This is a genomic window from Sphingomonas qilianensis (genome assembly GCF_039614825.1).
GTDB lineage: Bacteria > Pseudomonadota > Alphaproteobacteria > Sphingomonadales > Sphingomonadaceae > Sphingomonas > Sphingomonas qilianensis.
This window is the reverse complement of the sequence record NZ_JBDIMF010000002.1, coordinates 306,314-332,092: the sequence shown is the minus strand read 5'-3', so window position 1 is coordinate 332,092 and position 25,779 is coordinate 306,314. Positions and strand designations below refer to the sequence as shown.

The window sequence follows — 25,779 nt, the reverse complement described above, 5'->3', positions numbered from 1 at the left end:
ATTACGCGGCCAGAAGCGTTGGCGCGCCTTTACCACCGCCTCGGAAAGAAACGCAATGACATGGCTGTTGTAGTGTCGTCAGTATCGAGCGCTGCCCCCAAACCGCTCCATAACCACGCGCGCCAGCCGTTTGTGCCAGCGTCCTCTTTTGCCCCGCGCGCTTGAGGGGGCCGTGATCGGCGCGCCAAGATAGCGATTCGCCACCGGTTTGCCGGTCGAGATGTCAACGATGTTGCGCACCGCGAATTGCCCCACCGCCTCATCCGAATAGGCTGGCGTGTAATAAATGCAGTCGTCGAAATAGTAATGCGTGACCTGCGACCATCGCGTCAGCGTTGGATCATGCTGCGGGCTGCCGCCATGGAGCAGATTTGCCGCCCAGATTAGCGCCTGCCCTTTGCGCGCCAGGAAGGTTTCCGGCGCGATCCCAACCGCATCGACCATCGCCATCCAGGCCTGTTCGAACGGCTGTTGCGCCGGCGTCTCAACATCCTTGAACCCACGTCGCCCGATCATCGCATTGCTGATGATCGGCCATTTATGCGTGCCGGGCAGATATAATAGCGGTCCGGCGTCCGGGTGGATATCTTCCAGCGCCAGCCACACACCGCACATGAAGCGCTCCGGCAAACTGGAAAAATGGATCGAATCGCTGTGCGGATGCTGTTGCGTGCCTACGGGAAAATTGAGCGTCTGAAACGGAAACGCACGACGACCGTACAATTTCGATAACAGATCTACGATGCCCGGGCTGGCGGCGATCGCCATGACGTCCTCGTCGAAGGTCCAGGCATCCTGAATGCGCTGATCGCCAATCGCCTTGATGCTCGCCGGATCATCGAGGTGGCTGCCAAAACGCGGCGTCAGATTCGCCCGTACCCGATCGATCCGCGCGAGAATGTCAGCATCGGGAAAGTCGATCACCGCGTAGCCGCGCGTGTGAAGCTGCTGCGCTATCTCGCGCTCGTTCTCGGTCAGTCCCATCTGATCGAGCGATCGCGTGAACAAGGGGGACTCGACCAGCGGGATGCCGGGCAGCAGATTTTGCGCAGGCGCCATCATATACGCTCCTTATAACCGGATCACGAAGGTTTCGCTCGATCGTTCGAGATTGGGGTGGTGCGACGGGTCGGCATGCGTCTTCGTGCCCCAGCGTTGCTGCAACACGCCCAATTCACGCATGTAACGATCGATATGGGCCGGCGAGTGATCCTTGCCACGCGATTTCGATTCGTGATGGATCATCACTGCGGCCGGCGCATAGACGTTGCGCCAGCCCTCGCGATCCAATTTCAGGCAAAGATCGACGTCGTTAAACGCAATTTGCAGTCGCTCTTCATCAAGCCCACCGACGGCCAGGAACTTATCCCGCGCGACCACGAGGCAAGCGGCGGTGACAGCACTGGCATATTGCGGCACATGCGCCTGACGGAAATAGCCGGGATCGTCTTGCCGCAGAAAGCGATGCGCATGGCCAGCGGCCTCGCCCATCCCAACGATCACACCAGCATGCTGGATCGAACCATCATCGTACAGCAGCTTGGCACCCACCGCGCCGACATGCGGTCGCACTGCCTGGCGCATAAGCTCAGTCAACCAGTCCTCGTCGAGCACTTCAGTATCGTTGTTGAGCAGACACAGATAATCACCTTGCGCTTGGGCAACGGCGAAATTGTTGATCGCCGAATAATTGTACGGCAGATCATACGGGATCACGCGTACTTGCGGATGTTCTTGGATCGTATCCAGATAGCGCAAACTGTCCGGCTCGACGCTGCCGTTATCGACGACGAGCAATTCGAAATTGCGGTAGCGCGTACCCGATAAAACGCCCGAGACGCAGGCACGCAGCAGCTTTTCCTTGTCGCGCGTCGGCACGATGATACTCACCAGCGGTGCCGGATCGGGCAACGGCCACTGGACGCGAACCGATCGGTGCGGCCCAGCACTGACAATTGCCCTGGCATCGACCAGATGCCGCGCCGCGGCCCGGACACGGGCGGCCTGATTATCCGGTAGTACCTGCGCTAAATGCACTTGCACAAACGGCACGTGCACAATCCGCGCCGATGCCGCGCCGCTCACCCGAAGCAGGAGCGCGAACAGCGCAGCGTCGGCTAGATCGGACGCGATCGGCCCGGCGGCGCGTGCATCGGCGGTGTGCACCGCGCAGGCCGGCGAAACATAATCCTGCGCGAGAAACATCTCCGCATTCCATTGCGGCTTGAACCACGGGCGTTTGCGGCGGCGGTGCTCGATCTCGTCATGATCGCCGAACAGGATGGCCGGTTTGTCGCCCGCCAGAATGGCCTCGGCGTATCGATACAAGGCGATCGGCGATAGTAGCGCGCCCGGCGCCAGGGGCACGATATAGTCGTTTCGCGCCAATGCGATTGCCATGTCCAAGGCCTGCGCCGCGTCTTGCGCGCGCGCTTCTGCCACGGAGATCCGCGCATCGCTCGTCGGGAAAGAACGCCGATCGCCCTCTGCCAGGACGATGATCGCGGCCCAATCAGGCAGGCATTGCGCCTGCACCGAGCGCAGCGAAGCCAACACCGCCGCATGCTCGTCGGCGGTCGATACCGAGATCACGATCGTGAAGGTCGGCCTGCGGAGCCATCGTTCCGCCGCGGTTTTGGCGTCGGCCACCGCCTCATGTCGGCGTTCGATCGTATCGATCCACATCTGATAAGCATGCGGCAATTGTGCTGCCACCATGCGCAGCCGGTTGCGCGCACGGACGCGACGACCAGTGGCATACCAAAAGAGCGCGCCCAGCGCTCGATGCGGACGGCGCATCAGCGTCTGAACGAAAACAGGCAGGAATTTCATGTCACATCGCAATGTTGAGCAAAGTGCTCCAGGTGGCGCGCTGCATAGCGAGATTGTTAATTGCGGGCAATTGATCTCCCGCAACTAAAGCGGGCTCTACCAGCAACTGTGGATGGTCGATCCTCGTCGCCAGCGTGTCGAACCAATCGGCGGGCGAGTCCGGGGCGAGGATCGCCCCATCGCCGATCCGCTGCGCCGGCAACCAATTTGCGGGATAGACGCCGACCGCGCCGACAATGCCATGTTCGATCAGCTTGTTGGCCGATCGTGCCCGGTCGAACGGCGTGTCGGCCAGCGGATAAAGGCCCATATGAAAGCGTTGCCGGCGCAGCCAGTGGCGGTAGCGCGGCCAGCTGCGTGGCGCGATCCGCTGCGCGCGCGGATGCGCATCAAGCGCGGGATGGACGCCCGCCTTGGCAATGAAGGTGAAACGCAGATCGCGCCCGCTGTCGAGCAGGCGCAGCAACACCGGCTGGAGCAGGGCCAGGCCGCCTGCGTGGCTGCCGCTGCCAAGATGCGCGAGCTCGATCACCCCTGGCGCCAGAAAATGCACGGTATCGGCGAGCGGCAACGACCAGAAGGGGTCGATTTCCGTGATCGCCGGATGGCCGGCAAAAACCGCGCGCAACGCCGCCGACGCCACGAGCAGGTGATCAGCACGCGCCACCATCGGCCGATGATAATCCCGATCGAACGCGGCCAGCCGCCGGCGGTAATCATCGGGCAAATCGGCGCTGGCCGCCGCCCCGGCGACGTCGTCGTCGATCAGATAGATCAGTCGACCGGGCCAGCGCAACGCCCGGGCCATCAACTCGTCGGTATCGCGACGGATCAAGATGAAGGCGTCGCCGCACTGGAAACTGTTCGCGCCGAGCGCATGGATCGGCCCCGCGCGCCACCAACGCTGGATACGGTGCGCACAGGCATTGTAAAAATACAGATCAGTCGTGGGCAGCCGGCTCATTGCGCAGCCAGCATGGCGGCGCGCCCGGCGGCAACGTGGTCGATCGCCTGTTCCGCGGTCCAGACGTTGCCGGTGGTGGGGTCGACATAACGTGGCCCGTCGATCAGCGCGGCGTACACCAGGCTGTCCAGGCTCGCCGGCCCGCGCCGCGGCGGGGCGGGCAAGGCATCCTCGGTCAGCGACCAGCCGGCATAGAAGGGCATGCCAAAGCAGCGCACCCGCTTTCCCCACAACAGCGCCTCGAAACCCATCAGCGAGGTAACGGTATACACGGCGTCCGCCTTAGCCAGCAGGCGCACGGCATGGCACGCGTCGGCGATCACGCGCACGCGCGGCTGCGCCAGCTGCGCGGCGGTGAAATTGCCCTGTTTGGCATGGGTGAAGCGGTCGGGATGCACCTTTACGATCACCGTGCAGGCGGGATTTTCGGCCAGCGCGGCGCTGAGCATGGCGGAGAAGCTATCGCCATCGGCCTGCCCCTTGCGCAGCGAGAGGTCGCCCGCGGTCTGGTCGACGACGAGCACGTAACGCGCGGGCAGATCGCCCGCAAAATCGCGCGCATGATTATATTTGGACACGCCCGCGGCCCGCCAGCGCTGCATCAGCGCCGTCGCGCGCGCCGCCTGCGCTGCGGTCACGCCCTGCGCGATCCGCTGCTCGATGCGTGACGGCCCCGCGGCATCGTAATAGACGCCAACGTCATCGACGATCAGCGAAACAGGCGCGCCGCGACGATCGACCGAACGCAGAAAGCCGTCTTCCAGCAGCACCCATGGCCGCCTCAGCACGCGCGCCAGCAGCCACGCCAACGTACCCGATCGTTTGCGGCCCCAGCCGACGATCGCGTCCGGATGCTCGGCGAGAAAAGCATCGAGTTGGGGGATGGCCCTGATGGTTGGGTTGACGGCAAACACCATGAACGCGCGTTAGAGCCGCCCGACGATCGCGTCGAGGCGGCTCAGCCGATCATCGCCAGATCGTGGAGATGGATCACCCCTACCGGCCGCCCCTCAACCTTCGGATCGGTGACGAACACCACGTTGATCCGCGCCTCCGCCATCAGCGCCGCCGCGTCGCCGATCGTCGTGTTGGTGGTCACCGTCTTGGGATTGCGCGTCATCACCTGGTCCGCCGAACTCGACAGGATCGAGGCGAAGCCGCGGCGCAGATCGCCGTCCGTGATCACCCCGAGCAACAGCCCGGCATCGTCGACGATGCCCGCGACGCCCTTGCCCGCCTCGGTCATCTTCAGAATCACGTCATGCAGCGAGGTACCGCATGTGGCGAGTGGCAAGGGGAAATCATGCCGGATCAGCCGCGCGACCGGCTGCGTGCGCCAGCCGATCGATCCGCCGGGATGCAGGCGCGCCAATTCCGCGCGCGAAAAGCCACGCGCGCGCATCGTCGCGATCGCCAATGCATCGCCCAGCGCAAGCTTCATCGTGCTCGACGTCGTCGGCGCAATGCCCTCCGGGCAAGCCTCGGCCACCGCGGGCAACACCAAGGCGACGTCGGCGATCTTCGCCAGCGGCGATGCGCCATTGCCGGTAATGGCGATCACCGGCACCCCCGCCGCCAGCATATGCCGGACGACGAGCAATACTTCCGGGGTCGAACCCGAATTCGAAAGGGCCAAGACCGTGTCGTTGTTCTTCAGCATCCCGAGATCGCCATGGGCGGCTTCGCTGGGATGAATGAAAAAGGCCGGCGACCCGGTGGCCGACAAGGTCGCGGCGATCTTGCGCCCGACATGGCCAGCTTTGCCCATGCCGGACACGATCACGCGCCCCGATGTCGTCAAGATATGTTGGACGGCCAGATCGAACGCACCGTCAAGTTGGTCGGCGAGCAGCGTCAAGGCCGCCGCCTCGCACCGGATCACCGCCGCCCCTTCGGCTCGCCAGCTTTGGGCCGGGGGCGCCTTCGGGAAAGCTGTTTGGATCTTCATGATACCACAAACTCGATTTTGGACATCAGCATGTCGGAAATTCCCTAAGATACTAAGCCGCTTCTGTCGATACGCCGCCCGACGGCCGAACCGGGCGACGGCCCGCCAGCGACTACTTCACCCGCAAGGTCGTATACGGCAGCTGGAAATATTGTGTGACCGAACGCGCGGCGCGGCCCGCGGTGGAGCGGCTGCGCTTGAACAGCAATTCACCGAAATTGACGCCGACACCGACAAAGATCTTGCGCGCTGGGGTCCGGCCCGCGGCCCGCTCGCGTTGCGTAAAGCCCGTGCCGTAATAGCCCAGGTGCACCTCGGCAAACCGCAGCGGGCTGCGCGCCACGCCATCAAAGCCAGCAAGCTTCACGGCAAACAGATAGCGCTGCTGCCGATAATGCTCTTTGCCCTTGAACGTATAGAAATCACGGTTGGGGATGACCGACAGCCGAAAATCGAGTTTTTCCTTCAACCCCGGCACGCTGTTGCGCAGCACGGAAAATCCGCCCCCGGCCAGATTGAAGGCCAGATCGTTGACCGAAAAGCCGCTGCCGGTATGAAATCCGTCGGTTACTTCGCCCAGCGATTGCATGCCCGCGGCAAGCGCGACCGAAGCCAGCGCCGTCGGCAGACCGCCGCCCGCTTTGCGCGCCATGCGATGATAAAGCAGGTCGGAAAAGATGTAGGTGTTGTAGGCGTGGGCCAGCTTGTCGAGGCCAAGATTGTTGGTGTCGCGGCCGAACCAACCCTCATCCTGAAAACGCAGCGGCTGCGGATCACGCAGCGTGGTGCCGACATGAACGACGGAAAATAACGCCAGCATGCCGGCAAATTCCCATTTTACCGCGCCGACACGTGCGCCAAAACTGTCGTAGCGATCGGGATCGGGTCCGACCGCCTCGCCCGCGCCGAGATCCGCTCGGCCCGTCGCCGGCGGCATCGTGGCGTCGACCGGCTCATGATCCGTTGGCGCCGCGGTAGGCGCCGTCGCTTGCACATCATAGCTGATCGGCATGACCGAACCGGGCTCGAGCTCCGGCGGGGCAACCGGCAAGTCAGCCGCGAGCGCCTGGGCTTTAGCCTCCGCAACGGGCAAGCAACCCGCCAGCAACATCATGACGGCGGCTTGACGAGACAGGTTTATCCGCAACGTGGCATTCTTCGCCCTTGCCTCGTTGCGCATCACAGTCCTCAAGATACTTGCACGAAGCCGTGCGCCTATCGCGCATTATTGGATCGCGAAAGCCCTTATTGTTCAAGGCCTTTCGCGAATCGCCGACCGAGTTCTTTCGGCAACAGTATTAGGCTGACCGGTAATCCTGCGCTGCGTGACCCGCGGCAAATGCCGGGCCCGCGGCGACCATAAGGATGACATTGCTCCGTGCTCCACACCGCGGCACCGTGTGAAGCGCCATTACTTGAGGTGTGGAATTCTTGGTCGGGGCGACAGGATTCGAACCTGCGACCCCCACACCCCCAGTGTGATGCGCTACCAGGCTGCGCTACGCCCCGACCGAGGGCGGGCGTGTATGCCCCCTCGGCGCAGGATGCAAGCGCCGCGATCGCGGCGCGGCCCGCCGTGATCCGTTTGTTGCGCCCCTGCCGCGTTCCTGATAGCGCGCGGCGCTTGCAGCGTGGGGTATGTCCCGCGCCTCCATTCAGGTAGCCGCATGTTGATTCCTCAAGCTTTCGCCCAGACCACAGGCGCCGCCGCAAGCGCCGGCCCGCTTGGCATGTTTGCCAGCATCGCGCCGTTGCTGCTCGTCTTCGTGGTGTTCTACTTCCTGATGATCCGCCCACAGCAACGCCGCATGAAGGCAATGCAGGCCGCGGTGAATGCGGTGAAGAAGGGTGATTCGGTCGTTACGGCGGGCGGCATCCTGGGCAAGGTGACCAAGGTCGAGGACACGATCGTCGAGATCGAGATTGCGCCCAATACGCGTGTCCGCGTCGTGAAGGCGACGCTCACCGACGTGACCGGCACCGGCACGGCCAAGCCCGCGAACGACTGACCCGCACGATGCTCGATTTCCCGCGCTGGAAAGTGTTGTCGATCCTCGGTTTCCTGGCGGCGCTGATGCTGCTGGCGGTGCCGAGCTTCCTGCCCGAATCCACCACCAATAAATGGGGCCGCTTCCCCCACCCGCGGATCAATCTCGGGCTCGATCTCGCCGGCGGTTCCTATCTGCTGCTCGAGGCCGATACCAAGGATGTCGCCGCGACCCGGCTCGACGCCATGCGCGACCGTGTCGTCACCGAGCTGCGCCGCGGCTCGCCCCGCATCGAGACCGGTGACGTCTCGGTGCGCGACGGCAAATTGAGCTTCATGCTGCGCGATTCCAGCCAGGTGGATGCGGCGCGGGAGAAACTGCTCGAGATCGCCGGCAGCGGTGTCGGCATGACCGGCCAGCGCGAATGGGATCTGCAGGTCGTCGACGGTTCGCGCTTCGTCATGACGCAGAGCGAGGCGGGGCTGAAAGCCGCGATCAAGACCGCGGTGGACGACGCCACCGAGGTGGTGCGCACACGCATCGATCAGCTCGGCACGCGCGAGCCGACCATTGTCCGCCAGGGCGATACGCGCATCGTCGTGCAGGTGCCGGGGCTGCAGAACCCGCAGGCGCTGAAGGATCTGCTCGGCAAGACCGCCAAGCTCGAATTCAAGCTGGTCGATACGACCGCGACCGATCCCGCCGCGCTGGCCAAGGGGCAGGCGCCGATCGGCAGCCAGGTGCTGCAATATCAGGAGGGCGGCGCGCCCATCGCGGTCAAGCGGTCGGCGATCATCAGCGGCGATCAGCTGACCGATGCGCGCCAGGGCTTCTCGCCCGAAGGCAATGAGCCGCAGGTGATCATCACCTTCAACAGCGAAGGCGGGCGTCGCTTCGCCCGCGTGACTCAGGAAAATGTCGGCAAGCCGTTCGCCATCATCCTCGACAACAAGGTGATCTCCGCGCCCAACATCAATGAGGCGATCCTCGGCGGCACGGCGAGCATTTCGGGCAGCTTCACGGTCGATTCGGCCAACCAGCTGGCGATCGCGCTGCGCTCGGGCAAATTGCCCGTGCCGCTTAAGGTGATCGAGGAATCGACCGTCGGGCCGGATCTTGGTGCGGATTCGATCCGGGCGGGCATCCTCGCCTCGATCATCGCGGTCACCGCGGTCATCATCTTCATGTTCCTGACCTATGGCCGCTTCGGTTTTTACGCGAACCTCGCCGTCGTCATCAACGTGATCGTCATCGTCGGTGTGCTGGCGCTGCTCAACGGCACGCTGACCTTGCCCGGCATAGCTGGCTTCGTGCTGACGATCGGCACTGCGGTCGATGCCAACGTGCTGATCAACGAGCGTATTCGCGAGGAACGTCGGCGTGGGCGCAACGTCGTTCAGGCCGTGGAGCTCGGGTATAAGGAAGCGAGCCGGACGATCTTCGAGGCCAACGTGACGCACGCCATTTCGGGCGTGATCATGCTCGTTCTGGGCTCAGGGCCGGTCAAGGGCTTCGCCGTTGTGTTGTTGATCGGCATCGCCACCTCGGTGTTCACCGCCGTCGTGTTCACCCGCATGATGATCGCGTTGTGGCTGCGTAAGAACCGCCCGACGGATATCAATATATGATCCGCCGCTCACCCATCTCCACGTCGTCACCCCAGCGCATGCTGGGGTCTCCCCGGGGCGCGGCTGATGCCCGCCTCCACGATATCCCAGCTTTCGCTGGGGTGACGGGAATTTAAGATGCGCCTGCTCAAAATCGTCCCCGACAATACCAACCTCCCGTTCGTTTCGCTGCGCAAATGGGCGTTCGCGCTGACGCTGGCGCTGAGCCTCGCTTCGATCGGGCTGGTCTGGGCCAAGGGCCTCAATTTCGGCGTCGATTTCGTCGGCGGCCTGATGATCGAGGAAAAGTTCACCACCGCCCCCAATGTCGATCAGTTGCGCCAGACGATCGATCGCCTGGGCGTCGGCGAGGCTCAGTTGCAGCCGTTCGGTGACGGCACGACGATGACGATCCGCCTGCCGGTGGTGGAAAGCGCCGATGAAGGCGCCACCAACGCGGTGGTGCGCAAGGTTGAGGCAGCGGTCGGACAGGCCTTCCCGGGCGCGACCTTCTCGCGTTACTCGACCGTGTCGGGCAAGGTGTCGGACGAGCTGATCCGCAACGGCATCCTCGCCGTGGTGCTCGCCGTGCTCGGCATCGGCCTGTTCGCCGTGGTGCGGTTCGAGTGGCAGTTCGGCGTCTCCACCGTCGTCGCCATCGTCCACGATCTGCTCATGACGCTCGGTTTCTTTGCGCTGACGCAGTTCGAATTCGATCTCAACATCGTCGCGGCGGTGCTGACCATCATCGGCTATTCGATCAACGACAAGATCGTCATCGATGATCGCATCCGCGAAAACATGCGCCGCTATCGCAAGATGGACATGCCCGGGATCGTCGATCTGTCGGTCAACGAAACACTGCCGCGCACGGTGATGACCTCGCTGACCATCCTGCTGGCGCTGTTCGCGTTGCTGTTCATCGGCGGGCATGTGCTGCGCGGGTTCACCGCGGCGATGATCCTCGGCATCTTCGTCGGCACCTATTCGTCGATCTATGTCTCGTCCTCGCTGCTCATAACGCTCGGTCTGCGCGCCAATCCTGATGCGCCGGACAAGCCCGCACGCGGGCAAAGCGGCGCCGAGCGGGTCGGCCCCAAGGGCTGATCCGCAGGTGCGCATGGATAAGCCAAAGACCGATGGCCCGATCATCGCCGGCTTCTCCGCCGGCGGATTCAAGGTCGATGATGGTGTCTATAACGCGCTGCTGATCACCCCGCAGCGCGCCGATGGCTGGGCGCCGCCGCCGCTCGCCGAACTTACCGACGCCGATCTCGCGCCGATCCTGGCGCTCGATCCGCCGCCGGAATTCATCCTCATCGGTACCGGCCCCGCACTGGTCCGCCCCGCGCCGAAACTGATCCGCGCGATCGAGGCGATGGGTTTCGGCGTCGAGGCGATGGACAGCCGCGCGGCGGCGCGCGCCTGGGCCGTGTTGCGCGGCGAAGGCCGCTGGATCGCCGCGGCCTTATACCCGCTTAGCTAAGGCAAACGGGCCAACGCCGCCGGGGTTGGCCAATTACCACCGGGGGTGGAGCGACTTGCGGGGGCGATCCGTCGTCCGGGTTCAGTCCGGGACGACAGATCGGAGCATGTCAGATCCGCGTATCGCCCGGATAGGCGAGCAACACATCGCTCCCCGTTTCGGCGCTGACATGTGTCGTGCCGGTAAACTGCAGGCATTCACCTGCCTTCCACGCCACCCCGTCCGCCGTGCCTGCACCGGTGATCGGCACGAACCAGCCCGGCACGCCCTCGGGCAGCGTCACCACGCGACTGCCCGCCGGCCAGCGCTCAAGCACGAATTTCGGCCCTTCGACCAGGATCACACGGTCGTCCGCCACGCGCCCCGGCGCGGCGGGGGCCACATAGGGTACGGGTTCCGAGACATCGACGCCGTCATCGAGATGCAGTTCGCGGTCGCTGCCATAATCGTACAGTCGGTACGTCGTGTCCGAATTCTGCTGCACCTCGATCACCGTCACGCCGCCGCCGATGGCGTGAACCGTGTTGCTCTTGGCATAATAGAAATCGCCCGCCTTGACCGGCTTCCAGTCGAGCATGTGCTCGATCGAGCCGTCCAGCGCGGCGGCGCGCAGCGTCTCCTTGCTCAGCGGCTCGAGCGTGCCGATCGCGATCGTCGCGCCCGGCTCTGCCGCCAGCACGACCCAGCATTCATCCTTGCCGCGCGGCAGGCCGCGCGCATGCGCCTGTTCATCATTGGGATGAACCTGCACCGAGAGCTTTTCCGAGGTGAACAGATATTTGATCAGCAGATCGGGCTTGCCCGCATCGGGCGTCTGGAACCACACTTCGCCGATCTTTTCGGCGCCCGGCGCCGCATCGGCAAAGCCCGGCCACAATTGATGGCGGCCCCACGGCTTTTCGACACGTCGCGTGGTGAGCAGGGTGGCGGTCATTGTGGGGCGCTCCTCGGCGTATCGTTAGTGCACGCGTGCAACGCACCATATCCCGCCAGGCTCCGCCGCACAGCCCCGCCGGCCCTCCGCGCGAAAAACATTGTGAGCGCGGGCTTCCCTGCGTTATGGAACCCGCATGCGCACCCCCCAGTCCCGCCGCTTTTCCCGCCCGCTGTCGCTGGCGATCATCGTCGCGCTTGCCGCAACCACCGCCGGCTGTGCCCGTGACACCGCCAAGAACGACGTGCCCTACGTCGCGCGCGATGTCGGCACGCTCTATTCGGCCGCTAAGGGGCGGCTCGATCAGCAGCGCTACAAGGAAGCCGCGGCCTTGTTCGACGAAGTCGAGCGCCAGCATCCTTATTCGATCTGGGCGCGCCGCGCGCAGCTGATGAGCGCGTTCAGCAATTATCTCGGCCGGGACTATACCAGCTCGATCCAGTCGGCGCAGCGTTTCCTGTCGGTCCATCCCGGTAACCGCGACGCGCCTTATGCCTATTATCTGATTTCCTTGGGCTATTACGAACAGATCAGCGATGTGACGCGCGATCAGAAGATCACGCAACAGGCGCTCGATGCGCTCGGCGAGCTGGTCCGCCGTTATCCCAACACGCGTTATGCCTCGGATGCGCGGCTCAAGATCGATCTGGTCCGCGATCATCTCGCCGGCAAGGAAATGGAAATCGGCCGCTGGTATGAAACGCGCGGCCAGTGGCTCGCCGCGACGATGCGCTTCCGCCGCGTGGTCGACGATTTCCAGACCACCACGCACGCCCCCGAAGCGCTGATGCGCCTGACCGAAACCTATCTCGCGCTCGGCGTGCCCGAGGAAGCCAAGAAGTCCGCCGCCGTGCTTGGCGCCAATTATCCCGGCAGCGATTGGTATGAGCGGGCGTATAAGCTGGTCAACGACAATCCCGGCAAGGCCTATGCCGCGATCCAGCCCGGCCAGCCGGTCGTGCCGACGACGGCACCGGTCGCGGCCGACCAGCGCACGCTGCCCGGCAGCGACGCGATCGCGCCGAAGGACGAAGGCCGCGCCGCGCCGACGCCGGGCAATCCCAACGGCGGCTGATCCGCTGGATGCCCTCGCAAAGAACAATTCCGGAACGCTGGTTTATGCGCTAGGGGCCGTGCGACTATGTTGACCGCGCTTGCCATCCGGGACGTCGTGCTGATCGAGGCCTTGGACCTCGATTTCGCAACCGGCCTTGGCGTGCTGACGGGGGAAACCGGCGCGGGCAAATCGATCCTGCTCGATGCGCTGGGCCTGGCGCTCGGCGCTCGCGGCGATAGCGCGCTGGTCCGGCACGGCACCAAACAGGCAGTGGTCACCGCCAGCTTCGAGACGCCGCGCGAAGGCGGCGCGATCGCCGCGCTGCTCGACGAAAACGGTCTCGACATGGAACCAGGCGAGCCGCTGATCATCCGCCGCATCGTCAAGGCCGATGGCGGCAGCCGCGCCTTCGTCAATGATCAGCCCGCCTCCGCCGGGCTGCTCCGCGAACTCGGCAGCCAGTTGGTCGAAATCCACGGCCAGCATGACGATCGCGGCCTGCTCAACCCCCGCGGCCACCGCGCGTTGCTCGACACGTTTGCGCGGATCGATCCGGCCCCCGCCACCGCCGCGCACCGCGCCTGGCGCACGGCCGAGACCGCCCTCGCCGAAGCGCGCGAGGAACTCGATACGCAGACGCGCGATCAGGAATGGCTCGAACATGCCGTGGCGGAACTGCGCGCCTTCGGCCCGGAGGAAGGCGAGGAGGAAACGCTCGCCACGCGCCGCGCCGACATGCAGCGTGGCGAAAAAATCGCCGATGATCTGCAGGCGATCGCCGATTTGCTCGAAGGATCGGATGGTGGCCTTGCCAGATTGCGCCAGGCCGCGCGCATCCTGGAGCGGGTCGGGCAGGACCACGAGGCGTTAGGCGAGGCGCTCGAAGCGATCGATCGCGCGATCATCGAGGGCGCCGAGGCGCAGGAGAAGGTGGATGAGGCCGCCGCCGCCTTGGCCTTCGATCCCGCACAGCTCGAATCCGACGAGACACGGTTGTTCGATCTGCGCGCGCTGGCGCGTAAGCATCGCGTGCAGCCCGACGGTCTCGCCGCACTGGCGCAGGAATTGTCCGACAAGCTCGAGCGAATCGAGAGCGGTGGCGCCGGGCTTGCCGCGCTGGAACGCACGCTGGCCGCCGCCGCCAAAAGCTATGAGACCGAAGCCGACCGGCTGACGCAACAGCGCCGCGATGCCGCCGCCCGGCTCGATGCCGCCGTGAAGGCGGAGCTTGCCCCGCTCAAGCTGGATGCCGCGCGTTTCCGCACCGCCATCGCGCCCTTGCCGCGTGACGCCTGGGGGCCGGCGGGCAAGGACCGCGTCGAATTCGAGATTTCCACCAACCCCGGCGCGCCGTTCGCACCGCTGACCAAGATCGCCTCGGGCGGCGAACTGTCGCGCTTCATCCTCGCGCTGAAGGTGGCGCTGGCGGAAGAAGGCGGCGCGGCAACGATGATTTTCGACGAGATCGATCGCGGCGTCGGCGGTGCGGTCGCCAGCGCGATCGGCGAGCGACTCGCGCGGCTGGCCGGGCACACGCAATTGCTCGTCGTAACGCACAGCCCGCAGGTCGCGGCGCGCGGCGAGCGCCATCTGTTGATCGCCAAGAGCCATGACGGCACCGTCACGCGCACCGGCGTGCGCGCGCTGGACGACGCCGAACGTCGCGAGGAGATCGCCCGCATGCTTTCGGGCGCGACGGTCACCGATGAGGCGCGCGCGCAGGCCGTGCGTTTGCTGGAAACGGCGTGAACCGCCGCCGCACCCCTTTTAGGAATTGAACCCCATGTCCATCGACGACCAGATGATCGACACGCCCGATGGCCCGATGAGCTGGGCCGAATGGAAGAAGAAGCACCCCGTTCAGGTGCCGTCGCGCCGCACCAAGGGCAAGGACCTGCCAGTCAAGGTCAAGATGTTCACCGAGGATCCCAAGCCGAGCAAGCCCAAAAAGGGCTGAGGCGCGCATTTCCCACGGCGTGGATTTTCGCCACGCCGTTCGCAATGCAGCAAACCACTGCGCGTGGCCGGGCTGGTCAACACGGGCGTTTGCTGCGCTGCATTGTCGCTGTAGAACGGCGTCGGCCAGAGCGGGCACCGGCCAGAATGGGGCATTGACGATGAGCGACCTCGGCACGCGCCAGCACCAGATGTTTCCTTTGCTCGACGCAGGCCAGATTGCCACCGCACGGCGCTTCGCCAGCGGCCCCGCGCGGCAGTTCGCCGCGGGAGAGACGATCTACGCGATCGGCGAACAAGATGCGCCTGCCTGGCTGGTGTTGCAGGGCGCGATCGATGTGTTCCGCCGTGATGGCCTCAGCCATGAAGCGCCGATCACCACGCATGGCGTTGGCCAGCTGACCGGCGAGGTCAATCAGCTCGCCGGTCGCCCGTCGATCGCCGCGGGCCGCGCGGGCGCCGAGGGCTGCACGGCGCTGCCGTTCGATGCGGCGCATTTGCGCGCATTGATGGTCGGCTCGGCCGATGTCGGCGAGATCGTGATGCGCGCGCTGATCCTGCGCCGTGTCGGGTTGATCGAGCAGGGCGGCGCGGGCACGTTGCTGATCGGCGTGCCGAACAGCCCGGCCATCGTGCGGCTACAGGGCTTTCTCACCCGCAGCGGATACCCCAATCTGGTGCTCGATGCGGCCACCGACGAGGAGGGACGCGCGCTGATCGAGCGCATCGGCGTGCTGCCCGATGAATTGCCGCTGGTCGTCTGCCCCGACGGCCATCTGCTCAAAAATCCCAGCGACGTCGAGGTCGCCGCCTGCCTCGGCATGACCCCCGAGATCAATCCGGACGCGCTGTACGATGTGGCCATCGTCGGCGCTGGCCCGGCGGGCCTCGCCGCATCCGTGTATGCGGCCTCCGAAGGCCTTTCGGTGATCGTGCTCGATGAGCGCGCCATGGGCGGCCAGGCCGGCGCCTCCGCGCGCATCGAGAATTATCTCGGCTTCCCGACCGGGATTTCGGGCCAGGCGCTGGCCGGGCGCGCGTTTAATCAGGCGCTCAAATTCGGCGCGGAAATCGCCGTGCCGCTGCAGGTCGATTGCCTCGATTGCCAGGCGTCGCCGTTAACGCTTGAGCTCGCCGGCGATCGCCAATTGCGCGCCAGGACCATCGTGGTCGCCTCGGGCGCGCGGTATCGCCGGCCCGATATCGCCAATCTCGCGATGTTCGAAGGCGCCGGTATTTCCTATTGGGCCTCGCCGATCGAGGCGCGGCTGTGCGCCGGCGAAGAGATCGCGCTGGTCGGCGGCGGCAATTCGGCGGGCCAGGCGGTCGTGTTCCTCGCGCCGCAGGTCAAGCATCTGCATCTGATCGTGCGGCGCGATCTTGCCGAGACGATGTCGCGCTATCTGATCGATCGCATCGCCGCTTTGCCCAATGTCGAAATCCATGTCGGCGCCGAAATCGCCGCGCTGGAGGGCGATGCTACCACCGGGCTGACCGCTGCGACGTTCCGCTACAATGCCGATGGTGCGCTGGTGCGCCGCGAATTGCGCCATGTGTTCCTGTTCATCGGCGCCGATCCCAATGCGGCCTGGCTGCATGGTTGCGCCGAAACCGACGCCAAGGGCTTTATCGTCACGGGCACGGGCGCGCTGTCGCTGGAAACCAGCGTGCCCGGCGTGTTCGCGATCGGCGATGTGCGCGCCGGATCGACCAAGCGCGTCGCCGCCGCGGTCGGCGAAGGTGCCGCGGTGGTCGCGCAGATCCACGCCAAGATCGCCGAGTTGGCCAAGGAGGATGCATGACGCGCTGCCCGCACACCGCCACGATCGACCAGGTGACGCCAAGCGCCAAGGGCTGCGAGGAATGCCTCGAGCTCGGCAGCGCCTGGGTGCATCTGCGGCTGTGTCGCAGGTGCGGGCATGTCGGCTGTTGCGACGATTCCCCTCATCGCCACGCCACCGCGCATTTCCACGCCACCGGGCATCCGATCATCGAAGGCTATGATCCGCCGGAAGGCTGGGGCTGGTGCTATGTCGACGAGATCGAAGTGGATCTGCCGGATCAGACTCCGCAACGCGGCCCGATCCCGCGCTACTTGTGACCCCGCATCCCCCGGCCGAGCAATCGTCGCCGCTGCGCGCCTGATGCCTTGACGGCACCGCCCGGCATGTACGATACCGCTAACACAGATGGAGGGGATCAAGGTGCCGCAGGACTATTTGCCGCTCGCCGAGGCGATGCCGCACGACTGGCGTACAGGCCGGTTCATCGGGCGTATTGCGAGCGAGAGCGGGCCGACGCCGATTATGATCCGCGATGGCGTGGTGTTCGACGTGTCGCACGTGGCGCCCACCGTATCGGCGCTGATCGAGGCGCGCGCGTTTGACGGCGGTGAGCGCATCGGCGATCTCGATGCGATCGACACGGCGCAACTGCTGAGCCCGATCGATTTGCAATGCGTGAAGGCGGCCGGCGTTACCTTCGCCGTATCCGCACTCGAGCGGGTGATCGAAGAGCGCGCGCGCGGCGATCATCATCGCGCGGTCGAAGTCCGCGGCCGCATCGAGGAGGCCCTGGGCGGCAATATCCGCGCCGTTGTGCCGGGCTCGCACGAAGCCGCGGCGCTGAAGGATGTGCTGATCGCTGACGGCCTGTGGTCGCAATATCTTGAAGTCGCGATCGGCCCCGATGCCGAGATCTTCACCAAGTCGCCCGTACTGTCCACGGTCGGCCTCAACGCGCCGATCGGCGTGCGATCCGATTCGACCTGGAACAATCCCGAACCGGAAATCGTGCTGGTGGCGGATGCGCACGGCAAAGCGGTGGGCGTCACGCTCGGCAACGACGTCAATCTGCGCGATTTCGAAGGCCGCTCGGCGCTGCTGCTGGGCAAGGCCAAGGATAACAACGCCTCGTGCTCGCTCGGCCCGTTGATCCGCCTGTTCGATGACGGCTTCTCGATGGATGATGTGCGCCAGGCCGATGTCGCGCTGACCATTCACGGCACCGACGATTATGTGCTGGAAGGCGCCAGCAACATGCGCGAGATCAGCCGCGATCCCGAGGATTTGCTCGCCCAGGCGATGAGCGAGCATCATTATCCCGACGGTTTCGTGCTGTTTTGCGGCACCTTGTTCGCGCCGACGCAAGATCGCGACGAGCCCGGCCGCGGCTTTACGCACAAGCCCGGCGATGTCGTGACGATCGCCAGCGAGCGGCTCGGCACGCTGATCAATACCGTAACCACCTCGCGCGATGCGCCCGCCTGGAGCTTCGGCGTTGGCGCGCTGATGCGCAATCTTGCTGCCCGCGGGCTGCTCAAATGACGCCCTCGGAGACCGCGATGCTACAGCAGACCACCACGCAGAGCCGGGCGCTGTACCCCAGCCTGCAAGACAAGAGCGTGATCATCACCGGCGGCGCCTCGGGCATCGGCGCCGGGCTGGTCGAGGCGTTCGTCGCGCAGGGCGCGCGCGTCGGCTTTGTCGATATTGCCGATGGCGACGGCGCCGCGCTGGCCACGCGGCTGGCCGATGCGCGTCATGCGCCGGTCTATCGCCGCTGCGATCTCACCGATCTCGATCAGGTCGCCGCGGTGATGGCCGATCTGGAACAGGCGCTGGGCGGCGTCGATGTGCTGCTCAACAATGCGGCGAACGACGATCGTCACACGATCGACGATGTCACGCCGGCGTTCTGGGAAGACCGGTTCAACGTCAATCTGCGCCACCAATTCTTCGCCGCCAAGGCGGTGATCCCGGCGATGAAGCGCGCCGGGGGCGGCGCGATCGTCAATTTCGGCTCGATCAGCTGGCATCTCGCCTTGCCCGATCTGGTATTGTACCAGACCTGCAAGGCGGCGATCGAGGGGCTGACCCGCGCGCTGGCCCGCGATCTCGGCCGGAGCAACATTCGCGTGAACACGATCGTCCCCGGCAACGTCCAGACGCCGCGCCAGGAGCGCTGGTACACGCCCGAGGGCGAAGCCGAGATCGTCGCCGCGCAATGCCTTGATGGCCGCATCCAGCCCGCCGACGTCGCCGCGCTGGCCTTATTCCTGGCCTCGGACGATGCCCGCATGTGCACCGCGCACGATTATTTCGTCGACGCTGGATGGCGCTGATGCAGGCCGGCCATCTGCTGGCGATCGGTGCGGAGCTGGGCGAAGGTCCGATCTGGATCGATGGGGCATTGTGGTTCGTCGATATCAAGGGCAGTCGGATTTATCGTCACGTACCGGAAACGGGCGCGCTCGATCGGTGGGATGCGCCCGAATTCGTCGGCTGGGTCGTGCCCTCCGCCAAGGGTGATCTGATCGCCGGGCTGCAATCCGGCCCGCATCGTTTCTCGCCCGAGATGGGGGCGTTCGACCGCATCGCGGAGATCGACGCGCATCTGCCCGCCAACCGGCTGAACGACGCCGCGATCGATCCCGCTGGCCGCTTGTTCTTCGGCACGATGGACAATGACGAGGCGGCGCCGAGCGGCCGGGTGTTCATGCTTGATGCCGGCGCGGTCAGCGCCACGGCGATCCATCCCACCGTGATCACCAACGGCCCGGCGATCGCGCCCGGCGGCACGCACCTTTATCATGTCGATACGCTCGCGCGGACCATCACCGTGCACGCCATCGCCGCCGATGGCAGTGTCGGCCCCGCTGCCCCGTTCCTGCGTTTCACCGGCGACGAAGGCCATCCCGACGGCGCGATCTGCGATGCCGAGGGCGGCGTGTGGGTGGCGTTCTACGGTGGCTGGGCGGCGCGCCGGTACAATACCAGCGGCCAGTTGACTGACGAGGTGCGTTTCCCGGTCTCCAACGTCACCAAGATCGCCTTGGGCGGCCCGGACCACCGCACCGCTTATGCCACCACGGCGCGCCAGGGCCTGTCGGCTGAGGCGCTCGCCGCGCAGCCGCTGGCGGGCGACATCTTCACTTTCCCGGTCTCCATCCCCGGCTTGCCCATCCCCCCCGCCAATAGCTGAACGCCGCCCATAGAGGCGCGAAACCAGAGAGGATACCGCGTGGAACACGCTCACGGCACTAGCGAGATCAATCGCACCCTGATCTTTATGGTCGTCGCCGTCGCGACGATCGGCGGCTTCATGTTCGGATACGATTCGGGCGTGATCAACGGCACGCAAAAGGGGCTCGAAGCGGCCTTCGATCTCGGTCGCCTCGGCATCGGCGTCAATGTCGGCGCGATCCTCGTCGGCTCGTCGATCGGCGCGTTCGGCGCGGGGCGGCTGTCCGATCTGATCGGCCGCCGCAACACGATGATGGTCGCCGCGGCCTTGTTCATCGTCTCCGCGCTGCTGGCCGGGGCCGCCGAATCCTCGGCGATCTTCATCTTCGCGCGGATCATCGGCGGCTTCGGCGTCGGCGCGGCCAGCGTCACCTCGCCCGTCTATATTTCGGAAGTCACCCCGGCCAATGTCCGCGGGCGGCTGTCGAGCATCCAGCAGGTCATGATCATCTCGGGTTTGACCGGCGCGTTCGTCGCGAACTTCGCGCTCGCGCGCTATGCCGGCGGCTCGACCGCGGTCCTGTGGGGCGGCTATGAAGCCTGGCGCTGGATGTTCTGGCTGCAGGTGATCCCCGCCGCGCTGTATTTCGTTGCCTTGTTCTTCATCCCGGAAAGCCCGCGCTATCTGGTCGTCAAAGGCCGCGACAACGAAGCCGAAGGCGTGCTGACGCGGCTGTTTGGCGCGGCCGAAGCCAAGCGCAAGGTAAGCGAGATCCGCGCCAGCCTCGCCGCTGATCATCATCGCCCGAAACTGTCCGATCTGGTCGATAAGAACACCCGCAAGATCCGCCCGATCCTGTGGGTCGGCATTGGTCTCGCCGTGTTCCAGCAGCTCGTCGGCATCAACGTGGTGTTCTATTATGGCGCCACGTTGTGGGAAGCCGTCGGCTTCACCGAAGATTATGCGCTGCAGACCAACATCCTGTCGGGCGTGCTCTCGATCGGCGCGTGCCTGCTGGCGATCGCGCTGATCGACAAGATCGGCCGCAAGCCGCTGTTGCTGGTCGGTTCGGCCGGCATGACGGTGACGCTGGGCGTCGTCGCCTGGGCCTTCTCGACTGCGGTGACCGACGCCGCCGGCGCCGTTTCGCTGCCGGGCAATAACGGGCTGATCGCGCTGATCGCCGCCAATCTGTACGTGATCTTCTTCAACGTCAGCTGGGGCCCGGTGATGTGGGTGATGCTCGGCGAGATGTTCCCGACGCAGATCCGCGGCTCGGCGCTTGCCGTGGCGGGCTTTGCGCAGTGGATCGCCAATGCCGCGATTTCGGTAAGCTTCCCGTCGCTGGTCGTCTCGCCGGGCCTCGCCGTCACCTATGTCGGCTATGCCATTGCTGCGGCGGTATCGTTCTTCTTCGTCAAGGCGATGGTCAACGAAACGCGCGGTCGGGAACTGGAGGATATGGAAGGTTGAGGATCGCCGCTGGCGACTGGGTCGCGACGCTCGAGCCGATGGGCGGCGCAATCGCGTCGCTTACCCGGCGGGGGGTGGACATATTGCGCCCCACCCCGGCGGGCGCGCGCGATCCGCTCGCTTTCGCGAGCTTTGCCTTGGTGCCTTATGCCAACCGCATCGCCGGCGGCGCGTTTACCTTTGCGGGCGGCAGCCACATGCTGCCGCGCAATTATCCCGGCCAAGCCCATCCGCTGCACGGCATGGGCTGGCTCTCTCCATGGGACGTCGCCGCCTCGGATGAGGCCAGCGCAACGCTGGTCCATCGCCACGCGCCCGACGCTGCCTGGCCCTGGGCCTATACCGCCACGCAGCAGATCGCGCTCGACGCTACCGGGCTGACCGTATCACTGGCGCTGCAAAATACCGGCGACGGCGCTATGCCTTACAGTCTCGGCTTCCACCCCTATTTCGTCCGCGCGGGCGTGCAGGCCTTGGCCTTCGCGGCAGAGGGCGTGTGGCAAGCGGATGCCGCGATGCTGCCGACCACGTTGGCCGCACCGGACACGTTTGGCGACTGGTCGCGCGGCGCGCCCCTCGCCCGCCCCGATCTGATTGATCATTGCTATGCCGGCTGGAACGGCAGCGCGACGATTGAGCGTGACGACGGCGCCGTTACGCTGTCGGGCATCGGCACTGGCTTGCTGCATTTCTTCCTGCCGTCGGGCGAAGCCTATTTTTGCGCCGAGCCGGTCACGGCGATGCCCGATGCGGTCAATCGCGACGCAGCAGACGTGCTCGCGCCAGGCGCACGCCGCGAGATCGCGATGATCATCCGCGGATAGCCCCGTTCTTCACTCGGCAAGCGGGGGCCGCATTGGCGGCTTATTTCTTGACCCGCGCCGGGGGGCGCCGACGCGGCGCGGCATCGGATTGCCGGCGGATCAGCGTATAATCCAGCGTCACATGCCGCACATCGGCGGCGCGCTTGCCGCGCAACATGCCGGTTAGCAATTCCACCGCGGCGCGCGACATATCCGCGATCGGCTGATGGATGGTGGTCAGTTCGGGCCAGATCGTCGTGGCCAGCGCGCTATCGTCAAACCCGCACACGGTGAGATCGCCTGGCACATCGAGCCCGCGGCGATGCGCCACCGCCACGGTCGCCGCCGCCATATCGTCATTGCTGGCAAAGATCGCCGAGGGCGGGCTATCCCGTTCGAGCAGTTCGTCGGCCGCATCGAGCCCCGAGCGATAGGTGAACAGCCCGGCAGTCACGAGCCGCTCGTCGAACGGTATGCTGGCATCGGCCAGCGCCGCGCGATAGCCCTCCAGTCGCTGCCCGCTGGCGGTGAGATTGGGATTGCCGGAGATAAACCCGATCCGCGCATGGCCCAGTTCGATCAGATGGCGCGTCATTTCGCGCGCCGCGCCGCGATCATCGATCGAGATCGCCGCGCATTCCGCTGGCGGACAGCCCGTCGCCACCACCACGGTCGGTACCTTGGCGGCGATCAGCACATCAAGCACGCTGCGTGAATCGCACAAGGGCGGGGGCAGGATCACGCCATCGATGCCGCTGGCGATCATGCGTTCGACCACGCGGCGCTCATGATCGCCCAGCTCGCATTTCTCGACCACCAGCTGGATGTCCGAACGCCCCGCCTGATCGAGGCTGCCGACGAGGAACTCGCTGAGATACGCGCTGCTCGGGTTTGAATAGAGCAGCCCAAGCCGCAGATGAGAGGCTCCGGCCAGGCTGCGCGCGGCGCGGTTGGGCGCGTAATTGAGCTGTCCGATCGCGGCGTTCACCGTTTCGCGCGTCGAATCGCGCACATTGTTTTCGGCATTGATCACGCGGCTCACCGTCATGGTCGAAACACCGGCCAGCGCCGCGACATCGGCAATCGTCGGCGCGCCATTGTGTCGGCCGGAACCGGCGCGGGGCTTGCGGGGAGTTAGGGACATGATGCTCGCATGGCCCCATCGTTAGCGTAGCACACGGCCTCAGTGCAAATGCCGCGGGCGATCATTTATGATAGCGCTCGCACAGCGAGCCGTTATGCTAATTCAAAATTTGCGGGAGAGTGAGCATGGGACGTTTTCATAAGGTGATGCTGATCGCCATGCTGGGCGGCACCACGCTCTCGGCCAGCGCCCAGGCGCCATCCGTTACCGCGCAAGCCGCGCAATGGCCCACAGCCAAAAGCCCCAGGCTGATTGACGCGGCGACCGAGCGGAAAATTACCGAGCTGATGCGCCAGATGACGCTCGAGGAGAAAATCGGCCAGATGATCCAGGCGGATATCGGCGCGATCACGCCCGAGGATCTGCGCAAGTATCCATTGGGCTCGATCCTCGCCGGCGGCAGTTCGGCGCCGCTCGGCAACCCCGATCGTTCCCCGGCCGCGCCATGGATCGCGACATCGCGCGCCTTCAATGCCGTCGCGCTGGCGCCACGCCCGGGCCATGTCGCCATTCCGCTGATGTTCGGGGTCGATGCGGTGCACGGCAACAATAATGTGATCGGCGCAACGATCTTTCCGCATAACAGCGCGCTCGGCGCGATGCGCGATCCCGCGCTGATCCAGCGCATCGGTGCAGCGACGGCGGAAGAAACCGCCGCTGCCGGGATCGATTGGGCATTCGGCCCGACCTTGGCCGTGCCACAGGACGATCGCTGGGGCCGCGCCTATGAAGGCTATTCGGAGGATCCGGCGATCGTCGCCTCCTATGCCGGCGCGATGATCACCGGGCTGCAGGGTAAGCCCGGCGCCTGGGGCATCCAGCGCGGCCGTGTCGCCGCCTCGCCCAAGCATTTTCTGGGGGATGGCGGCACGCATGACGGCATCGATCAGGGCGATGCGCAAATCGATGAAGCAACGCTGATCGGCACGCATGCCGCAGGCTATCCCGGCGCTATCAATGCCGGCGCGATGACCGTCATGGCCAGCTTCTCGAGCTGGAACGGCGCCAAGATGCACGGCAACAAAAGCCTGCTCACCGATGTGCTCAAGGGCCGGATGGGTTTCGATGGCTTTATCGTCGGCGATTGGAACGGCCATGCCCAGATCCCCGGCTGCACCGCCACCGATTGCCCGGCCACCTTCAACGCCGGGCTGGACATGGCGATGGCGCCGGACAGCTGGAAAGGGCTGTTCGACAGCACGCTGGCCGCTGCCAAGGCGGGGACGATCCCGGCGACGCGGATCGACGATGCCGTGCGCCGCATTCTGCGCGTGAAGATGAAGCTCGGCCTGTTCGATGCCGCGCGCCCGTGGGAAGCCAAGAGCGACACGATCGGCTCCCCCGCGCACCGCGCGGTGGCGCGCGAGGCGGTGGCCAAGAGCCTCGTGCTGCTCAAGAACAGCGGGGTGCTGCCGCTCAAGGCCAGCGCCAACATCCTGGTGGCGGGCGATGCCGCGGACGATATCGGGCGCCAATCGGGTGGCTGGACCCTGTCCTGGCAGGGTGACGGCAACACCAACAAGGATTTCCCCGGCGCGACCTCGATCTTCGCCGGGATCGCCGCGGCGGCCAAGGCTGGCGGTGGCACCGCGACGCTGTCCGCCGATGGCAGCTTCACGGCTAAGCCCGACGTGGCCATCGTCGTATTCGGCGAGCAGCCTTATGCCGAGATGCGCGGCGATGTCCGCACGCTGGAATTCGAACCCGGCGACAAGCAGGCCTTGGCCTTGCTCAAGAAGCTGAAAGCGGAGGGCGTGCCCACCGTCTCGGTGTTTCTCTCGGGCCGCCCGCTGTGGGTCAACCCCGAGCTCAATCAGTCCGATGCCTTTGTCGCTGCCTGGTTCCCGGGCTCGGAAGGCGCCGGGATCGCCGACGTCCTGATCGGCGGCAAGCGTGATTTCAACGGCAAGCTCGCCTTCAGCTGGCCGAAGACCGCGGGCCAGTTCACGCTCAATCGGGGCATGCCCGGCTATGATCCCTTGTTCGCGCTTGGTTATGGTCTGCGTTATGCCACGCCGGGGGCGGTCGGGGTGCTTAGCGAGGTCGCCGGGATCGATGCCAGCCTGGCCAATACCAGCCTGTTCTTCGCGCGCGGCAAGGTGCCCGCGCCCTTCGCGCTGGCGGTCGATCCGGCAGTGCGGCGCAGCATGGTCGATAGCGCGACAACGCAGGAAGGCGCGATGCGCTTGGCCTGGACCGGCGCCGGCACGGCACGGCTGAGCGGCCCGCCGCTGGCTATGGTGCGCGAGCTGAACGCGGATCTCAACCTGCAGCTGACTTATCGCACGCAAGCCGTGCCGACCGGCCCGGTCACGCTGTCGCTCGGCGGTGGCAAGGTCAATATCGCGCCGATCGTCTCGGCAGCACAGGGCTGGCAGGTATTGCGCGTGCCGCTCAAATGCTTCCGCGATGCCGGCGCGACGCTCGATAGCGTGACCGAGCCCTTCGCGCTGAGCGCGACGGCGCCATTTGCCATCGACATCTCCGATCTGCGCCTTGCCACCGATCCGGCCAATGCGGTCTGCCCCCGATAGGCGCAGCCCGCCCCGGATCGACGACATAATAATGTCATTAAAATCGCGTTTACTGGACCCCAGAGCAAACACGCCTATATACCGTCTG

Annotated in this window: 23 protein-coding genes and 1 tRNA gene; 15 read left to right on the top strand and 9 right to left on the bottom strand. The window is 65.4% G+C overall.

Annotated features, from left to right (window positions below; all coding sequences use genetic code 11):
* Positions 1-78: 78 nt before the first annotated feature.
* The 7 genes from ABC969_RS08075 to ABC969_RS08045 form a co-directional block, all read right to left on the bottom strand.
* Entirely contained in the window at positions 79-1,059 is a 981-nt protein-coding gene (locus ABC969_RS08075) for a phytanoyl-CoA dioxygenase family protein (protein ID WP_345864162.1), read from the bottom strand.
* A 12-nt stretch (positions 1,060-1,071) separates the two neighbouring features.
* Positions 1,072-2,832, bottom strand: coding sequence for a glycosyltransferase family 2 protein (locus ABC969_RS08070; RefSeq protein ID WP_345864161.1), 1,761 nt, complete (start codon positions 2,830-2,832; stop codon positions 1,072-1,074).
* A 1-nt stretch (position 2,833) separates the two neighbouring features.
* Positions 2,834-3,796, bottom strand: coding sequence for a hypothetical protein (locus ABC969_RS08065; protein ID WP_345864160.1), 963 nt, complete (start codon positions 3,794-3,796; stop codon positions 2,834-2,836).
* The gene (locus ABC969_RS08060; RefSeq protein ID WP_345864159.1) at positions 3,793-4,713 is read right to left on the bottom strand and encodes a capsular polysaccharide export protein, LipB/KpsS family; all 921 of its coding nucleotides are present in this window, start codon (positions 4,711-4,713) and stop codon (positions 3,793-3,795) included. The genes ABC969_RS08065 and ABC969_RS08060 overlap by 4 nt, the downstream gene beginning before the upstream one ends.
* A 41-nt stretch (positions 4,714-4,754) precedes the next feature.
* Positions 4,755-5,678, bottom strand: a complete 924-nt coding sequence (locus tag ABC969_RS08055; RefSeq protein WP_345864158.1) for a KpsF/GutQ family sugar-phosphate isomerase — start codon at positions 5,676-5,678, stop codon at positions 4,755-4,757.
* A gap of 178 nt (positions 5,679-5,856) precedes the next feature.
* Positions 5,857-6,756: a DUF2279 domain-containing protein gene (locus tag ABC969_RS08050; protein ID WP_345864157.1), complete on the bottom strand. Its 900-nt coding sequence runs from the start codon at positions 6,754-6,756 to the stop codon at positions 5,857-5,859.
* 420 nt (positions 6,757-7,176) lie between these two features.
* Positions 7,177-7,253: transfer RNA gene (locus ABC969_RS08045), tRNA-Pro, on the bottom strand.
* A gap of 158 nt (positions 7,254-7,411) precedes the next feature.
* Between ABC969_RS08045 and yajC the strand changes: the two genes are divergently transcribed.
* From yajC to ABC969_RS08025, 4 genes are all read left to right on the top strand, one after another.
* Positions 7,412-7,753, top strand: a complete 342-nt coding sequence (gene yajC, locus ABC969_RS08040; protein ID WP_345864156.1) for a preprotein translocase subunit YajC — start codon at positions 7,412-7,414, stop codon at positions 7,751-7,753.
* An 8-nt stretch (positions 7,754-7,761) separates the two neighbouring features.
* On the top strand, positions 7,762-9,360 hold the full coding sequence (gene secD / locus ABC969_RS08035) for a protein translocase subunit SecD (protein WP_345864155.1): 1,599 nt from the start codon (positions 7,762-7,764) through the stop codon (positions 9,358-9,360).
* Positions 9,361-9,477: 117 nt separating this feature from the next.
* Complete coding sequence (gene secF, locus ABC969_RS08030) at positions 9,478-10,446, top strand: protein translocase subunit SecF (RefSeq protein WP_345864154.1); 969 nt, start codon at positions 9,478-9,480, stop codon at positions 10,444-10,446.
* A gap of 13 nt (positions 10,447-10,459) precedes the next feature.
* On the top strand, positions 10,460-10,825 hold the full coding sequence (locus tag ABC969_RS08025; protein WP_345864153.1) for an Mth938-like domain-containing protein: 366 nt from the start codon (positions 10,460-10,462) through the stop codon (positions 10,823-10,825).
* A 109-nt stretch (positions 10,826-10,934) separates the two neighbouring features.
* On the opposite strand, the gene ABC969_RS08020 is transcribed toward ABC969_RS08025, so the two are convergent.
* Positions 10,935-11,759 (bottom strand): class I mannose-6-phosphate isomerase, encoded by an 825-nt coding sequence (locus ABC969_RS08020; RefSeq protein WP_345864152.1) that lies wholly within the window; start codon positions 11,757-11,759, stop codon positions 10,935-10,937.
* A gap of 136 nt (positions 11,760-11,895) precedes the next feature.
* Between ABC969_RS08020 and ABC969_RS08015 the strand changes: the two genes are divergently transcribed.
* From ABC969_RS08015 to ABC969_RS07970, 10 genes are all read left to right on the top strand, one after another.
* Complete coding sequence (locus ABC969_RS08015) at positions 11,896-12,834, top strand: outer membrane protein assembly factor BamD (protein ID WP_345864151.1); 939 nt, start codon at positions 11,896-11,898, stop codon at positions 12,832-12,834.
* A gap of 66 nt (positions 12,835-12,900) precedes the next feature.
* Positions 12,901-14,565, top strand: coding sequence for a DNA repair protein RecN (gene recN, locus ABC969_RS08010; protein WP_345864150.1), 1,665 nt, complete (start codon positions 12,901-12,903; stop codon positions 14,563-14,565).
* Between the two features lie 34 nt (positions 14,566-14,599).
* Complete coding sequence (locus tag ABC969_RS08005) at positions 14,600-14,773, top strand: hypothetical protein (protein WP_345864149.1); 174 nt, start codon at positions 14,600-14,602, stop codon at positions 14,771-14,773.
* Positions 14,774-14,933: 160 nt separating this feature from the next.
* Positions 14,934-16,574: an FAD-dependent oxidoreductase gene (locus ABC969_RS08000; protein WP_345864148.1), complete on the top strand. Its 1,641-nt coding sequence runs from the start codon at positions 14,934-14,936 to the stop codon at positions 16,572-16,574.
* Positions 16,571-16,873: a UBP-type zinc finger domain-containing protein gene (locus ABC969_RS07995; RefSeq protein WP_345864147.1), complete on the top strand. Its 303-nt coding sequence runs from the start codon at positions 16,571-16,573 to the stop codon at positions 16,871-16,873. The genes ABC969_RS08000 and ABC969_RS07995 overlap by 4 nt, the downstream gene beginning before the upstream one ends.
* Positions 16,874-17,009: 136 nt before the next feature.
* Positions 17,010-18,098 (top strand): fumarylacetoacetate hydrolase family protein, encoded by a 1,089-nt coding sequence (locus tag ABC969_RS07990; protein ID WP_345864312.1) that lies wholly within the window; start codon positions 17,010-17,012, stop codon positions 18,096-18,098.
* 17 nt (positions 18,099-18,115) lie between these two features.
* Positions 18,116-18,895 (top strand): D-xylose 1-dehydrogenase, encoded by a 780-nt coding sequence (gene xylB, locus ABC969_RS07985; RefSeq protein ID WP_345864146.1) that lies wholly within the window; start codon positions 18,116-18,118, stop codon positions 18,893-18,895.
* Complete coding sequence (locus ABC969_RS07980) at positions 18,895-19,755, top strand: SMP-30/gluconolactonase/LRE family protein (RefSeq protein ID WP_345864145.1); 861 nt, start codon at positions 18,895-18,897, stop codon at positions 19,753-19,755. Before xylB ends, ABC969_RS07980 begins: the two co-directional genes overlap by 1 nt.
* Positions 19,756-19,794: 39 nt before the next feature.
* Positions 19,795-21,210, top strand: coding sequence for a sugar porter family MFS transporter (locus ABC969_RS07975; RefSeq protein WP_345864144.1), 1,416 nt, complete (start codon positions 19,795-19,797; stop codon positions 21,208-21,210).
* A complete protein-coding gene (locus tag ABC969_RS07970) occupies positions 21,207-22,034 on the top strand; it encodes an aldose 1-epimerase (protein WP_345864143.1) in 828 nt (275 codons plus the stop codon). The genes ABC969_RS07975 and ABC969_RS07970 overlap by 4 nt, the downstream gene beginning before the upstream one ends.
* 40 nt (positions 22,035-22,074) lie before the next feature.
* On the opposite strand, the gene ABC969_RS07965 is transcribed toward ABC969_RS07970, so the two are convergent.
* Entirely contained in the window at positions 22,075-23,157 is a 1,083-nt protein-coding gene (locus ABC969_RS07965; protein WP_345864142.1) for a LacI family DNA-binding transcriptional regulator, read from the bottom strand.
* 125 nt (positions 23,158-23,282) lie between these two features.
* Between ABC969_RS07965 and ABC969_RS07960 the strand changes: the two genes are divergently transcribed.
* Complete coding sequence (locus ABC969_RS07960) at positions 23,283-25,691, top strand: glycoside hydrolase family 3 protein (RefSeq protein WP_345864141.1); 2,409 nt, start codon at positions 23,283-23,285, stop codon at positions 25,689-25,691.
* Positions 25,692-25,779 lie beyond the last annotated feature (88 nt).

Bases quoted from the DNA above. Each gene is read 5' to 3' on its own strand.
- ABC969_RS08075 (WP_345864162.1), bottom strand. From the start codon at position 1,059: ATGGCGCCTGCGCAAAATCTGCTGCCCGGCATCCCGCTGGTCGAGTCC.
- ABC969_RS08070 (WP_345864161.1), bottom strand. From the start codon at position 2,832: ATGAAATTCCTGCCTGTTTTCGTTCAGACGCTGATGCGCCGTCCGCAT.
- ABC969_RS08065 (WP_345864160.1), bottom strand. From the start codon at position 3,796: ATGAGCCGGCTGCCCACGACTGATCTGTATTTTTACAATGCCTGTGCG.
- ABC969_RS08060 (WP_345864159.1), bottom strand. From the start codon at position 4,713: ATGGTGTTTGCCGTCAACCCAACCATCAGGGCCATCCCCCAACTCGAT.
- ABC969_RS08050 (WP_345864157.1), bottom strand. From the start codon at position 6,756: ATGCCGATCAGCTATGATGTGCAAGCGACGGCGCCTACCGCGGCGCCA.
- yajC (WP_345864156.1), top strand. From the start codon at position 7,412: ATGTTGATTCCTCAAGCTTTCGCCCAGACCACAGGCGCCGCCGCAAGC.
- secD (WP_345864155.1), top strand. From the start codon at position 7,762: ATGCTCGATTTCCCGCGCTGGAAAGTGTTGTCGATCCTCGGTTTCCTG.
- secF (WP_345864154.1), top strand. From the start codon at position 9,478: ATGCGCCTGCTCAAAATCGTCCCCGACAATACCAACCTCCCGTTCGTT.
- ABC969_RS08025 (WP_345864153.1), top strand. From the start codon at position 10,460: ATGGATAAGCCAAAGACCGATGGCCCGATCATCGCCGGCTTCTCCGCC.
- ABC969_RS08020 (WP_345864152.1), bottom strand. From the start codon at position 11,759: ATGACCGCCACCCTGCTCACCACGCGACGTGTCGAAAAGCCGTGGGGC.
- ABC969_RS08015 (WP_345864151.1), top strand. From the start codon at position 11,896: ATGCGCACCCCCCAGTCCCGCCGCTTTTCCCGCCCGCTGTCGCTGGCG.
- recN (WP_345864150.1), top strand. From the start codon at position 12,901: ATGTTGACCGCGCTTGCCATCCGGGACGTCGTGCTGATCGAGGCCTTG.
- ABC969_RS08005 (WP_345864149.1), top strand. From the start codon at position 14,600: ATGTCCATCGACGACCAGATGATCGACACGCCCGATGGCCCGATGAGC.
- ABC969_RS08000 (WP_345864148.1), top strand. From the start codon at position 14,934: ATGAGCGACCTCGGCACGCGCCAGCACCAGATGTTTCCTTTGCTCGAC.
- ABC969_RS07995 (WP_345864147.1), top strand. From the start codon at position 16,571: ATGACGCGCTGCCCGCACACCGCCACGATCGACCAGGTGACGCCAAGC.
- ABC969_RS07990 (WP_345864312.1), top strand. From the start codon at position 17,010: ATGCCGCACGACTGGCGTACAGGCCGGTTCATCGGGCGTATTGCGAGC.
- xylB (WP_345864146.1), top strand. From the start codon at position 18,116: ATGCTACAGCAGACCACCACGCAGAGCCGGGCGCTGTACCCCAGCCTG.
- ABC969_RS07980 (WP_345864145.1), top strand. From the start codon at position 18,895: ATGCAGGCCGGCCATCTGCTGGCGATCGGTGCGGAGCTGGGCGAAGGT.
- ABC969_RS07965 (WP_345864142.1), bottom strand. From the start codon at position 23,157: ATGTCCCTAACTCCCCGCAAGCCCCGCGCCGGTTCCGGCCGACACAAT.
- ABC969_RS07960 (WP_345864141.1), top strand. From the start codon at position 23,283: ATGGGACGTTTTCATAAGGTGATGCTGATCGCCATGCTGGGCGGCACC.